This window comes from Micromonospora sp. NPDC047548, assembly GCF_040642975.1.
Classification (GTDB): Bacteria; Actinomycetota; Actinomycetes; order Mycobacteriales; family Micromonosporaceae; genus Micromonospora.
In genome coordinates this window covers 1-11,922 of the sequence record NZ_JBEYTI010000022.1, presented here as the reverse complement: position 1 = coordinate 11,922, position 11,922 = coordinate 1, and the positions used below count along the sequence as shown (strand labels likewise).

Annotated in this window: 13 protein-coding genes and 1 tRNA gene; 8 read left to right on the top strand and 6 right to left on the bottom strand. The window is 68.4% G+C overall.

The window, feature by feature from the left end; all coding sequences use genetic code 11:
• Positions 1-99 precede the first annotated feature (99 nt).
• From ABZ807_RS21295 to ABZ807_RS21285, 3 genes are all read left to right on the top strand, one after another.
• A complete protein-coding gene (locus tag ABZ807_RS21295) occupies positions 100-537 on the top strand; it encodes a DUF3052 domain-containing protein (RefSeq protein ID WP_357160529.1) in 438 nt (145 codons plus the stop codon).
• 81 nt (positions 538-618) lie between these two features.
• The gene (locus tag ABZ807_RS21290; RefSeq protein WP_357160526.1) at positions 619-1,086 is read left to right on the top strand and encodes a peroxiredoxin; all 468 of its coding nucleotides are present in this window, start codon (positions 619-621) and stop codon (positions 1,084-1,086) included.
• Between the two features lie 85 nt (positions 1,087-1,171).
• Positions 1,172-1,243 (top strand) — tRNA-Val (locus ABZ807_RS21285).
• A 66-nt stretch (positions 1,244-1,309) separates the two neighbouring features.
• On the opposite strand, the gene ABZ807_RS21280 is transcribed toward ABZ807_RS21285, so the two are convergent.
• Positions 1,310-1,630 (bottom strand): tyrosine-type recombinase/integrase, encoded by a 321-nt coding sequence (locus tag ABZ807_RS21280; protein ID WP_357160523.1) that lies wholly within the window; start codon positions 1,628-1,630, stop codon positions 1,310-1,312.
• Between the two features lie 200 nt (positions 1,631-1,830).
• Between ABZ807_RS21280 and ABZ807_RS21275 the strand changes: the two genes are divergently transcribed.
• Positions 1,831-2,181 carry a hypothetical protein gene (locus ABZ807_RS21275; protein ID WP_357160520.1) on the top strand — a complete coding sequence of 117 codons (351 nt, stop codon included), beginning with the start codon at positions 1,831-1,833 and terminating at the stop codon, positions 2,179-2,181.
• 12 nt (positions 2,182-2,193) lie between these two features.
• On the opposite strand, the gene ABZ807_RS21270 is transcribed toward ABZ807_RS21275, so the two are convergent.
• The 3 genes from ABZ807_RS21270 to ABZ807_RS21260 all read right to left on the bottom strand — a co-directional run bounded on the left by ABZ807_RS21270 (position 2,194) and on the right by ABZ807_RS21260 (position 6,339).
• Positions 2,194-4,509: an acylase gene (locus tag ABZ807_RS21270; RefSeq protein ID WP_357160773.1), complete on the bottom strand. Its 2,316-nt coding sequence runs from the start codon at positions 4,507-4,509 to the stop codon at positions 2,194-2,196.
• A 70-nt stretch (positions 4,510-4,579) separates the two neighbouring features.
• Positions 4,580-5,431, bottom strand: coding sequence for a hypothetical protein (locus ABZ807_RS21265; protein WP_357160517.1), 852 nt, complete (start codon positions 5,429-5,431; stop codon positions 4,580-4,582).
• Positions 5,428-6,339: an ATP-binding cassette domain-containing protein gene (locus ABZ807_RS21260; RefSeq protein WP_357160514.1), complete on the bottom strand. Its 912-nt coding sequence runs from the start codon at positions 6,337-6,339 to the stop codon at positions 5,428-5,430. The genes ABZ807_RS21265 and ABZ807_RS21260 overlap by 4 nt, the downstream gene beginning before the upstream one ends.
• 134 nt (positions 6,340-6,473) lie before the next feature.
• Between ABZ807_RS21260 and ABZ807_RS21255 the strand changes: the two genes are divergently transcribed.
• From ABZ807_RS21255 to ABZ807_RS21245, 3 genes are all read left to right on the top strand, one after another.
• A complete protein-coding gene (locus ABZ807_RS21255) occupies positions 6,474-7,679 on the top strand; it encodes a sensor histidine kinase (protein ID WP_357160511.1) in 1,206 nt (401 codons plus the stop codon).
• Positions 7,676-8,338 carry a response regulator transcription factor gene (locus ABZ807_RS21250; RefSeq protein WP_357160508.1) on the top strand — a complete coding sequence of 221 codons (663 nt, stop codon included), beginning with the start codon at positions 7,676-7,678 and terminating at the stop codon, positions 8,336-8,338. The genes ABZ807_RS21255 and ABZ807_RS21250 overlap by 4 nt, the downstream gene beginning before the upstream one ends.
• 402 nt (positions 8,339-8,740) lie before the next feature.
• Positions 8,741-9,055 (top strand): tetratricopeptide repeat protein, encoded by a 315-nt coding sequence (locus ABZ807_RS21245; protein WP_357160505.1) that lies wholly within the window; start codon positions 8,741-8,743, stop codon positions 9,053-9,055.
• 109 nt (positions 9,056-9,164) lie between these two features.
• Here ABZ807_RS21245 and ABZ807_RS21240 read toward each other — a convergent pair whose 3' ends face one another.
• Positions 9,165-9,881 (bottom strand): TetR/AcrR family transcriptional regulator C-terminal domain-containing protein, encoded by a 717-nt coding sequence (locus tag ABZ807_RS21240; RefSeq protein WP_357160502.1) that lies wholly within the window; start codon positions 9,879-9,881, stop codon positions 9,165-9,167.
• A gap of 114 nt (positions 9,882-9,995) precedes the next feature.
• Between ABZ807_RS21240 and ABZ807_RS21235 the strand changes: the two genes are divergently transcribed.
• Positions 9,996-10,979, top strand: a complete 984-nt coding sequence (locus ABZ807_RS21235) for an NAD(P)-dependent alcohol dehydrogenase (protein WP_357160499.1) — start codon at positions 9,996-9,998, stop codon at positions 10,977-10,979.
• Between the two features lie 283 nt (positions 10,980-11,262).
• Here ABZ807_RS21235 and ABZ807_RS21230 read toward each other — a convergent pair whose 3' ends face one another.
• On the bottom strand, positions 11,263-11,634 hold the full coding sequence (locus tag ABZ807_RS21230) for a transposase family protein (protein ID WP_357160496.1): 372 nt from the start codon (positions 11,632-11,634) through the stop codon (positions 11,263-11,265).
• Positions 11,635-11,922: the final 288 nt, after the last annotated feature.

The window sequence follows — 11,922 nt, the reverse complement described above, 5'->3', positions numbered from 1 at the left end:
CCGGTGCGCCACTTGCGCGTGGGCCCGCAACTGTGTGGACTTTGCCTGACGGCGTCGCCCGACGCCGCGGGCAGGGATGAGATGAGGAGGCACGCGACAGTGAGCGCGACCGCAGGTCAGGCCGCCGACGGGGTACGCAGCCTGGCGGACCGGTTCGGGATCGAACCGGGGATGGTCGTCATGGAGATGGGGTACGACGACGACGTCGACCAGGATCTCCGCGACGCCCTGACCGACTGCTGTGGAGATCTGGTCGACGAGGACACCGACGAGGTGGTCGACGCCGTGCTGGTCTGGTACCGCGACGGCGATGGTGACCTCTTCGAACTCCTTGTCGACGCCCTCGGCCCGCTGGCCGACGCCGGAGTCGTGTGGCTGCTGACCCCGAAGGCCGGGCGTGACGGGCACGTCGAGCCGAGCGAGGTCGCCGAGTCGGCGCAGACCGCCGGACTCCAGCAGACTTCGACGATCAACGCCGGCCGGGACTGGAGCGGCGCCCGCCTGGTGCTGCGCCGCGGCTCCAAGGGCAAGAAGTAGCCGGCGGCCCATGACCCGGCGGCGGCCGCCGCCGGGTGTGGCAGGCTGTCGTCACCTCCAGACTCAACCCAAGGAGCTCGCATGCCGATCGAGGTTGGCGCCGAGGCGCCGGACTTCGTGCTCAAGGACCAGAACAACCAGGAGGTCCGGCTCTCGGACTTCCGGGGCAGGCGCACCGTGCTGCTGGTCTTCTACCCGCTCGCCTTCACCGGCATCTGCCAGGGCGAGCTCTGCGAGGTGCGGGACAACCTCAACGAGTACGTCAACGACGACGTCCAGGTGCTCACCGTCAGCGTCGACTCGGTCTACAGCCACAAGATCTGGGCCGAGAAGGAGGGCTACCAGTTCCCGCTGCTGGCCGACTTCTGGCCGCACGGGGCGGTCGCCCAGGCGTACGGCGTCTTCAACGACGTCGCGGGCATCGCCAACCGGGGCACCTTCGTCATCGACAAGGCCGGCGTCGTCCGGTTCGCCGAGATGAACATGCCGGGCGAGGCGCGCGACCAGGAGGGCTGGCGCAAGGCCCTCGCGGAGGCCGTCGCCGCCTGACGTCCCTGACCGGGGCACACCGTTCGACCGGGCCGGAGGTCGGCAGGTAAGCTTGCCACTCTCCGGCCCGCCGCACGGGCGTTCCGGGCGCGTAGCTCAGTGGGAGAGCACTCGCCTTACAAGCGAGGGGTCGCAGGTTCGAAACCTGCCGCGCCCACACTCTGACCAGCAACGGAAACGGGCCGCCGGTAATCCGGCGGCCCGTTCCGGCTCAGTTGTCGTCTCAGTCGGCCTTCCAGAGCAGCCCGGCTACCTGTCCGGCGATGCCGTCGATGAGTTGTGGCGCGAGGTGCTGATACCTCGTCGTCATGGCCATTTGAGACCAGCCCATCACCTCCATGACGGCGCGGGTGGGCAGGCCGAGGACTAGGAGCATGGTCGCTGCCGTGTGCCGAGCGTCGCGTACGTTCGCTTCCTTCAGTAGGGCCTCCCATGCGTCGTGGTCGGCTCGTGGGTCGAGCGGCTTGCCGTCCGGCTGAGTGAATACCCAATCGCCTTCTCGCCAGAGTTGCGCCGCCGTCTCCTGCTCTTTCTCTTGAGCCATGCGGTGCTGCTTCAACGCCTCAACCAGCGGGCCGGAGTTTCGACGGCGCGGCGGCCGGCACGCGACTTCACGTCCACCTCTCGCAGTCCGCCGCCGTGGCGCTTTGGGCACTTGCTTGCGTGCCGCTGGCAGGTGGGCGGGCATGGCGGGGGACACGCAAGCTGGTGCCGTCGACAGTTGGGCGGGCACTCTTCGGTTTTGTGCAGCCGAGCGCCGCGACCCTCCGGCGTCGGCACCGGCCAGGTCGCGCAGAGAAGATCCTCCTCGCGGCGCGGAAGCTGCGCGAGGCCGCCGGCACCCTGACCGGGATCGCCGTCCTGGCGATCGGCGCCGCCGACGCCGCCACCGGCGAAGCCGACGACGGCCTTCGGCATACCGGGCTGATCAAGCTCACGGTCAACGAAGTCCGCCGCCTGATCAACATCTTCATCATCCGCCCGATCAGCGACCTCGCCCACCGTTTGCACTGGTCACAATTCCGCCGCCGACATCAAGCCCGAGCCCGACGATCCCACTACACACGCCGCCTCAACCCCGGACTCCAGCCATGATCCACCGAATACTTACGGCCTCCGTACCGTGTAGGTGCGTAGGTGCGGGTCGGCGGAGATTTGCGTGTCTGTATATTTGATGGTGTCCCAGCCCTTCTGGGAGTACAGCCGGGTCTGGTCCGCGTAGTGCGGCGAGTTGGGGTTGGCCGACTGGGAGTATGCGAGGATCTGGCGTCCGGCCGGTCCGTTCGCGCCGAACTCGACGGCCATGACGAACGACGTGCCGTGTTGGACTTTCGGGTAGCCGACGCCGGGTTCGAGCGTACTGCTGATCACGTTGAAGGCTCCGGCGCTGCCTGGGCCGCCGTGGATAGGGATCCGTTCGGCGCCGCACGGCTCCGTCTGTATCGCGCCGAGCGGGGCGTCGAGTGGGATGCCAGCCAGCCGTTGCACGGCGTCGGCCAACGCGGTGAGCACTCTGGGGTTGCCCTTGGCAAGGACGCGTGGTGTGTTGACGGGATCGGTCACTACGAACGGGTCCTGGAACGGGATGGGGCCGCGCGCGAACTCGTTGAACAGGTGGGCACCGCGGCTGTCCAGGTCGACGCGCAGGTTCCAGGTACGCAGTGCCGCACAGGCTTCGGTGAGGTCGACGGTGGCGCCGTTGGATGCCGTGGCGGTGGGGTTGGCCGTGCACAGGGCGACCAGGTCGTCGCGGACGAGTTCGCCCGCGTAGACCCGGTTGCCGAACGCGACCTGCCAGAGGTTTTCGGTGGTGAACGTGGTGCCGGGCAGCCCGTCGCTACCGGTGAGCCGCTGCTGTACCTGGAGCACGCCGAGCCGGGTTCGCAGGCTGCGCTCCGTCTGTTCGCTGCCGATGATGCGCGGGTAGCCGGTCAGGGGTTGTGCCGGGTTGGCCAGCCAGTGGCTGTTGTTGGAGTTGGCCACGTAGTCGGTGCGGATCAGCACCGGTAGGTGTGCCGGGCCGAGGATGCCGGGCACGGCGGCGTCCGGGTCGGCGCCCAGCGCGCATTTCGAGGTCGACCCGTCGAGGACCGCGAGGCCGGTGACCTTGTACATCTCCTTGAACGGCGTGGGGATGCATGTGGCTGTGAGGGTGTCGGTGACCCGTGGGACGACCGAGTGGTCACCGTACAGCGCCTCGCCGTTTGCGTCGGCGGCGACGGTGTTGTTCCACGGAACGAACTGGTACCGGTCGAGCACGGTCTTCAGGTCGCGCACCGTACGGGCACGACCCATCTGCAGCCATCCGTCCAGCGCCCGAAGGTTGTCGGCGTTGATGTCGGTCATCGCGTACGCCGTCGTGGTGGTCCATGGGAGCTCGCCGGAGTAGACGACGACGGGTCCGTACAGCGTGTCGTACATGGTCCGGGTGACGGGCCCGAGGCCGCCGGTCGTCGTCGGCGCCTGGACCGTGACGGTGCGTTGGGTCATCTTCCGGGGGCGGCCGTCGTAGTAGTACGACGTGGGGTCGCCGGGTACCAGGGTCAGCTCGTGGAAAACGTGCCGCCAGGCGGTGGAGGTGGTGTGGGTCCAGCCCAGGGAGGCGTTGTGGCCGATCTGGATGATGGGATCGCCGACGAGTGACGCTCCTTCCACGTCGTACACCCCGGGGATTCTCAGGTGCATGCGGTAGAACCGGTCCGGGCCGTCCCAGGGGAAGTGTGGGTTGGCCAGCAGCATCCCGGCGCGGTTCCCGGTCGCCTCTCGGCCCAGCCCGTAGGCGTTGCTGCCCAGCCCGTTGGCCTCGTTGCGGCCCATCGCCTTCTCGACCACGTCCGCGACGTCCGTTCCGCTCCGCGGCGCCCGGTCGCTCGCGCCCGCCGGCGGCGGAGCCGCGTCGACAATGGCGTCGAGCGCGGCGAGGGAGCCGCTGCTGATCATGGTCGCCCACGTGGTACGCCAGAGGTCGAGTTCGTTGAGCGGGCGTACCCAGAGCTTGCCGCGGCATTGCGGGTCGGTCAGGTTCGCGACCCCGGTCTTGGACAGGTAGTCGTTGTAGCCGGCGGCGAACCCGCGCACGAGATCACGGGCCTCCTGCGACGGCGCGTCCACGCCGTTGGGTGTACCGGCAAGCAGGCGCTCGACCACCCGGTCCAGTTTCGCCTTCTGGAAGAACACGTCACTGCGGAGGTTCTCCTCGTCGGCGCCGAAGTACCGCGACCGTGTCGCGTCGACCATGGCGGCCTTCTCGGCGATCAGGCAGATGTTGTCTTCGGCCTGCGCATAGCCTGCGCCGAAGCCCAGGCTGGCGAAGTTCGCCGCGATGATGTGCGGCACGCCGTACGAGGTACGGCTGGTCCTGGCTGTGTACGTCAGACGGCTGTCGGTCGTCTGACCGCTGGCCGTTCCGACGCCTGTCGCCAATCCGGCAACGAGCAGGACAACGACGGCGCCGGCGCGGACGAAGCGGCTGCGGCGTGTGGCGCCGCCGTGGTCAGACCTCACGGCGGTCCACCGTGGTAACCGCGATGACGACGGCCGCGATCGCCCAGGCCGCGAACACGATCCACGCCTCGGTGATCGTCACCGGGTACTTCTCCGTGGCACCACCGGGGCTCGGCCGCCCCGGGACGGTCGGGACCTGAAACGCCGGGTTCTTCACCAGGGCCGCCCACGCGGGGTAGACCATGGCGTTTCCGATCTCCTTGACCCAGCGGTACGTCTCGCCCTGGAACAGCCCCGGTGCCAACACCAGCACGCCGATCGCGGCGACGATCGTGCCAGCGGCGTGCCGGATGACCGCACCGAGCGCCATGCCGACCAGGGCGCACACCGGGGCGAGCAGCGCGGACGCAGCGGCCGCCCGGAACGCGCCGGGTGCGGTGATCGACAGACCGATGTGTTCTTGGTGGTAGATCGCCTGGGTGAGGCCGAACGACGCCGCCGACACGAGCCCCCCGAAGGCCACCATGACCGCGGTCATGACGACGACCTTGGCCAGCACCACCGACCGGCGGGCCGGCACGGCGGTGAACGTCGTCCGGATCAGCCCACTCGTGTACTCGCCGAAGATCATGATGGCGCCCACGCTGCCCGCGACGACCCCGAGGATCTGAAACGCCTCCTGCATGGAGGCGGCGATCATCGGGTCAATGCCGAGGCGCTGCAACGGTGAAGCGCTTCTGGCGATGAGGGCGACGTTGGAGCGAGCCGAGTTCGCGGTGATCCCCACGCAGATCAGCGCGCCGACCGCGAGTACACCGTAGGTGGAGCGCAGCGACCACAACTTGATCCACTCGGCGGCGACCAGGTCGCGGAACCGGGCGCGGGTCCGGGTGGCGGTCATCGCTGGTCTCCGGCGAGGTACTCGACGCTGTCGGCGGTCAGTTCCATGAACGCTTCTTCCAGGGAGGCGGTTTGGGTGGTGACTTCGTGCAGCAGGATCCGGTGGTCGAAGGCGAGCTCGCCGATACGGGCCGCGGTCAGCCCGGTCACGGTGCAACCACCGTCGTCGTGTGCGGTGACCGTGGCGCCCTCGGCGGTCAGCAGAGCCGCCAGCGCCGTAGCGTCGGGGGTACGCACGGTGACCTGTTGCTTGGTGCTGCGGGCAGCGAACTCGGCCAGGGGCTGGGCGGCGATCAGCCTGCCCCGGCCGATGACGATGAGCTCATCAGCGGTGTTCTGCATCTCGCTCATCAGATGGCTGGAGACGAACACGGTGCGCCCCTCGGCGGCCAGCCGCCGGAACAGACCACGTGCCCACAGCACGCCTTCGGGGTCCAAGCCGTTGATCGGCTCGTCGAACAGCAGCACCGGCGGGTCGCCGAGCAGGGCGGTGGCGATGCCGAGCCGCTGTTTCATGCCGAGGGAGAACCCGCCGATGCGCCGGCCGGCCGCGCTGGCCAGCCCCACCTGGTCCAAAACCTCGTCGACCCGCCGGCGCGGCAGGCCGTTGCTGCGGGCCAGGGCCCACAGATGGGCGCTGGCGCTGCGGCCGCCGTGGACGTCGCCGGCGTCGAGCAGCGCGCCGACGTGCCGCAGCCCCCGGGGCAGGTCGCGGAACCGGGACCCGTCGATCGTGGCGGTGCCGCTGGTGGGCTCGGTCAGGCCGAGGATCATGCGTAGCGTGGTGGACTTGCCGGCCCCGTTCGGGCCGAGGAACCCGGTCACCAGTCCTGGGCGGACCGTGAACGACAGGCTGTCGACGGCCGTGACCTTTCGGTAACGCTTGGTCAGTTGGTTGACTTCGATCACGCCGCCAACGCTCCCGCAGGGCGGGCCCGGGCCGCATCGCACCGGCGGTGACAATCGCGGCGGTCGGCTGTCGACCGTGGTTGTACAACCGACGGCCGACGCTCTGCGCAGACACGCGAGATTACGATCGGCGCATGTCCACCGCCACGAGGCTGCCGCTGCTCAAGGCCGTGCCGCCGGAGGTCTGGACGGCACTGACCTGGTGTGTCGCCACGGCGTACTCGCTGGTCATGTTCGTCCGGCTGCCGGGCGAGGTGGAGGTCCCGTTCATCCCGTTCCAGGCTCCGTTGGACCATACGGCCCGATCCTGGTCCTATCTGGTGGTGGCCACCACCCTGGCGCTGACGGGCAGCGCCCTGCTGCGCCGCCGACCGCTACCGGCCGTCGTACTGCTGCTGGCCGGGTCGGTCGCCGCAGCGATGGCGCTCAACTCGACCCAGATCGCATTCCTGCAGTTCCTGGCCGTCGACGTCGCCTTGTGTTTCATCGCCGCAACCCAGGCCCGGCGGACATCGATCGCGGCTATCACCATGGGAGTCGGAGTGCTGGCCGGCTACGCGGTCGCGCGGGTGCTGCTTGGCTACCCGATCGGCACCTCGACCCAGTTGGCTGTCGCGCTCAGCGCGATCGTCGCCTGGCTGGCCGGCAACTCGATCCGGCAAGCCCGCGAACACGCCCACGCAATGGTCGCCCAGGCAACCACCCAAGCGGTCACCGCCGAGCGTCTGCGGATCTCCCGCGAGCTGCACGACAGCGTCGCACACAGCATCGGCATCATCGCCCTGCAAGCCGGCGCGGCCAGCCGGGTCATCGACACCCAGCCGTCCGCTGCACGGTCCGCGATGACGGCCGTCGAAACCACCAGCCGGCAGACCCTTACTGAACTGCGGCGCATGCTCGGCCTCCTCCGTGACACCGACGCGGCTCAACACCGGGCGTCGTTCGGCCCGGCGCCTGGCCTGGCCGACGTCGAGCGACTGGCCGAAGCGACCAGCGCCGCCGGCCTTCAGGTCCAGCTACGCTGGCTCGGCGACCACCGGCCCCTGCCCACCGACATCGGCATCTCCGCGTACCGCATCATTCAGGAGTCCATCACCAACGTGATCCGCCACGCCGCCACCACCACCTGTCGCGTCACCATCGACCAGCGGGACAACGAGCTCGCCATCACGATCGACAACGACGGACGCTGCCGCGTCCAGCGCACGGGCACCGGACACGGCATCGCCGGCATGCGGGAACGCGTTCAACTGCTACACGGTCATTTTCACGCCGGCCCCCGCCCCGAAGGCGGCTTCCACGTCATCGCCCGCCTACCCGTACCGGCAGCGCCGCAATGACCGTCCGCGTCGTCCTCGCCGACGACCAACCCCTCGTCCGCAGCGCGCTCAGGATGGTCATCAACGACGCCGCCGACCTCGACGTCGCCGGCGAAGCCAGCACCGGAGCAGAAGCCATCCAGCTCGCCACCGACCTGCAACCCGACGTGGTCGTCATGGACATCCGCATGCCCGGCACCGACGGCATCGACGCCACCCGCGCGATCACCGGCCAGCCGGACGCCCCGCGGATCGTCGTCCTGACCACCTTCGATCACGACGAGTACATCTACGCCGCGCTGCGCGCCGGCGCATCCGGATTCCTCGTCAAAGACATGGCCCTCGACGACATCCTCACCGCGATCCGCGTCGTCGCCGCCGGCGACGCCCTCATCGCCCCCAGCGTCACCCGCCGCCTGATTCAGGAATTCGCCAGCCGACCCGAACCAAAGCCGCAACCACGGCCGGTAGTCAACGGCATCACCGAACGGGAACGCGAAGTGCTGACACTCATCGGACGCGGCCTCTCCAACAGCGAAATCGCCGCCGCGATGTCCATCAGCGTCGCCACCTCCAAGACCTATGTGACACGACTACTCGCCAAGCTCGACGCCCGCGACCGAGTACACCTGGTCATCATCGCGTACGAAACCGGCCTGGTAACACCGCCCCGCACCTGACGATCACCACCACAAACCCACACTTTCACCGTCCGCCCATGATCCCGAACGGCGGCTGCTGTACTAGCTGTGCGAGCCGGACGGCCCATGCCCCACGTGTGGCCAAGGATGATGTCGTCTCATCCGTCGTCTCGTTCGCCAACGTTCGGCCCGGTTCCGGGTCGACGTGCAGGCCGTGATGGCCAGGGTAAGAGTCCACGGACGAACCTCGCTGTACGCAAGGTCATCGAACTTACAAGCGAGGGGTCGCAGGTTCGAAACCTGCCGCGCCCACCATCAATTTCCGGGCGAAACCCGCCCGGCCTTTGCGACTTGGGCGGCCGGGCGGGTGCCTGACATCTGCTTCTGGCATCAATCGATGGAGCCGAACGCTTCGCCGAGCTTGCGCAGTGCCTCCGTCTAATGAGCGGTCCTGCCTGCTGGCGGCGCAGACCGGCGACAAGCCGACCCGATCCGAGGCGCTGCGGCATCGCAGCGCACGCGGCTGGCCGGCTGGACGAGGCGCGCGAGCGGCTGGAGGAGTCATCCCGGCTGCGTCGGGAGGTCGGGGCCCTGCCGGGCGTGGCCTCCAACATGATCGGGCTGGCCTACATCGCCGCCGCCCAGGACCGCCACGCGGAGGCGCTCGCAACACTCGACGAGGCGCACGCCATCGCAAGCGCGCATGGTGCTCACGCCATCGTGGGCCACATCGAGCAGGCGCGAACACGGATCTGAACGTGCGGCCACGGCAGACGTTCCGCCAGCCTGTTGCGGGCGCGCACCTCTGCCGCGATCCGGCGCACGCACCGTGACGGGCCGTGCGCTATGCCTCGTCCTGACCCTCTCACCGGGGTCGGCGCGACGACGTCCAACCTTGCTGGTGCAGCCGTTCGATGCCGTCCAGCAGCAGGTCCAGCGCGAACTCGAACTCGAACTGGTCGTCGCAGCCCTGTCCCACGACCGACTCGTTGTCGTGGGATGCCGCCGTGGCGATCTCCGCGAGGTGCGGGAACCGGGCGGCGACCTCCGGTGGTAGGGCTGCCGGCGGATCGGGGTTGGTCGTGCCGGACCGGCCGGCGCGTCGGGAGGCGTCGAACAGTTCTTGGCTGAAGCCCAGGATCCGGCTGCCCATCGCGTGCATCACGTGGTGGGCGAGGTCGGCGGAGAACCCGCCGGCCCGGAACGTCCCGACCATCGAGTCGAGGTAGGTGAGGATGGCCGGCGTCGCCATGTTCCGCGACTCGATCGCGAGCGGCGCCCAGGGGTGGCGCCGTAGCACCTGCCGCGCCGAGAGGATGCGCCGGCGGACGGTGTGCTTCCAGTCGGCGTCGGGCACCGGCGGGTCGATCTCGCCGACGGCCACGTCGATCATGCCGTCGAGCAGTTCGTCTTTGTTGGCTACGTGCTTGTAGAGGGCCATCGGCACGACGCCCAGATCCTGGGCGAGGTTGCGCATGCTGAGGGATTCGATCCCGGCTTCGTCGGCGAGCGCGACCGCGGCAAGCAGGATCCGATCCCTGCTCAGCGGCGTCCGGCGCAGCATGTCAGCCTGCTCAGCCATCTCGCTCCTCGTCTTCCGGCGGCGGTTGAACACTAATCCTCTTGACAGGTGTACGGCGTACACCTACCTTGTTCCCCATGAGGTGTACGCCGTACACAGGGTGGGGAGGGAAAGATGAAAGCGATCGTCCAAGACCGATACGGCCCGCCGGAGACGCTCACGCTCGCGCACGTAGACGCACCGGTGCCTGCCGCCGACGAGGTGCTCGTGCGGGTCGAGGCCGCCGCGCTCAACGCGTACGACTGGCATGCCATGCGTGGCGACCCATGGATGGCGCGGTTGGCCATGGGTCGGTCAAGGCCCCGGGCGCGCATCCGTGGCCGCGACTTCGCCGGCCGGGTTGAGGCCGTTGGCGCCCACGTCCGACGGGTGCGCCCGGGCGACGCCGTCTTCGGTGACCTCGGCGACGCCAACGGCGCGTTCGCCGAATACGTATGCGTGCCCGAGACTTTGGTCGCGCCAAAGCCGGCGAACCTGACGCCGCAGCAGGCGGCCGCCCTGCCGCTGGCCGGCACCACCGCACACATGGGACTGTGCGACGTCGGGCGGGTCGAGCCCGGCGACCGCGTCCTCATCAACGGCGCCTCCGGCGGCGTCGGCACCCTGGCGGTTCAACTTGCCAAGGCGTTCGGCGCGACCGTGACCGGGGTGTGCAGCACCCGCAACGTCGACCTGGTCCGCTCCCTCGGCGCCGACCACGTCGTCGACTACACCCGCGAAGACTTCGCCCACGACACGCGCCGCCACGATGTCGTGTTCGACCTGGTCGGCAACCGCACACTCACCGCGCTCCGGCGGGCGCTGACCCCGACCGGGACGCTGGTGCTCTCCGGCGGCGGCGTGTACCGCGGCGGCAGCCTCATCGGACCGGTCTGGCTGATCGCGCGCGGGCGGCTGCTGGCGCCCTTCGTCCGACACCGCATCATCACACTCACGACGGCACCCAGCCGGCAACACCTCGACACGCTCCGCGCCCACGCCGAGACCGGCCGCCTTACCCCGGTCATCGACCGGACCTATCCACTCCACGAGGTACCCCAAGCCATCCGGTACCTCGAAGGTGAACACGCGCGGGCGAAAGTCGTCATCACCATCTGAAGCATCTCTCTTGCTGCCAGTTTGCTGAGCCTTGATTCGAAAATATCTATCAAGATGACCTCGCCGGAAAAGTCCAGCAACTTGTGACGTCGCCAGAATTTTCCTATCGCTGCAAGCAGGATATTAAGCGACTCATTAAGGAGGTCAGCAAGGCGATCCAAGTGCGCGACGACGATGTCGTGATAAACGAACTCACCGCACTTCGCCTCACCTTGGAACGATATGTCGATCTCGCGCGACTGCGCGATGAACTCAACCGATTTGATTCAGAGTTGGTCGCGCTTTATGCGCTGGTCGTCGTCTGCGCGCAGCGGTCTGTGGTGAAGACTTTCCCGTCGAGGATCACGTGGGGCCAGCCTTCGTCGGCGACCCGCCGTAGAGCATCGTGCAGGTCCGGTGCGGTCGCGGCGAGCACGCGGGTGGCCTCGTCGCGGTAGTGGTAGGCGGTGGCCCGTGACACCCCGAACCCGGCGGCGAGCAGGGTCAGGTCTTCGCCCTTGCGGTACCAGACCAGCACCAGCAGGGCGTGATACCAGCAGGTCAACGCCCTGGTCTTCTTCCGGGTGCCGAGGGCGCGTCGTTCTGCGGCGAGCAGGTCCGCGAGGTGGCGCACAAGTTCCCTGGGGACGTCGAGCATGGCACGATAGGCGATCACGTGGGGCCCTCACCATGGTGGGCGATCTTGTGGTGAGAACTGCTTAGCGAGGACCCCACGCCCTCTTGCAGCACCGTCCGAACTGGACGAGATGCCCGTGTCGTCCCGAATCAGATCGCATTCCTTACTGAGATCACCTCTTGCGAACACGAACGCGGAATGCGAGGCGAACATGGATGGCGGCCTCGTGGAGTGCGGTGCTGTATGGGAGATGGAGGTTGTTTGGCCCTCCGGAGCCGGCTTGCGGAAGCAGGCTTCAAACCACCACGAGGGGCGTTGGCTGAAGAC

What these genes read in the sequence shown, in the direction of transcription:
- ABZ807_RS21265 (WP_357160517.1), bottom strand. Translation starts at nt 5,431, where the DNA reads ATGACCGCCACCCGGACCCGCGCCCGGTTCCGCGACCTGGTCGCCGCC.
- ABZ807_RS21290 (WP_357160526.1), top strand. Translation starts at nt 619, where the DNA reads ATGCCGATCGAGGTTGGCGCCGAGGCGCCGGACTTCGTGCTCAAGGAC.
- ABZ807_RS21240 (WP_357160502.1), bottom strand. Translation starts at nt 9,881, where the DNA reads ATGGCTGAGCAGGCTGACATGCTGCGCCGGACGCCGCTGAGCAGGGAT.
- ABZ807_RS21245 (WP_357160505.1), top strand. Translation starts at nt 8,741, where the DNA reads ATGAGCGGTCCTGCCTGCTGGCGGCGCAGACCGGCGACAAGCCGACCC.
- ABZ807_RS21250 (WP_357160508.1), top strand. Translation starts at nt 7,676, where the DNA reads ATGACCGTCCGCGTCGTCCTCGCCGACGACCAACCCCTCGTCCGCAGC.
- ABZ807_RS21280 (WP_357160523.1), bottom strand. Translation starts at nt 1,630, where the DNA reads ATGGCTCAAGAGAAAGAGCAGGAGACGGCGGCGCAACTCTGGCGAGAA.
- ABZ807_RS21255 (WP_357160511.1), top strand. Translation starts at nt 6,474, where the DNA reads ATGTCCACCGCCACGAGGCTGCCGCTGCTCAAGGCCGTGCCGCCGGAG.
- ABZ807_RS21235 (WP_357160499.1), top strand. Translation starts at nt 9,996, where the DNA reads ATGAAAGCGATCGTCCAAGACCGATACGGCCCGCCGGAGACGCTCACG.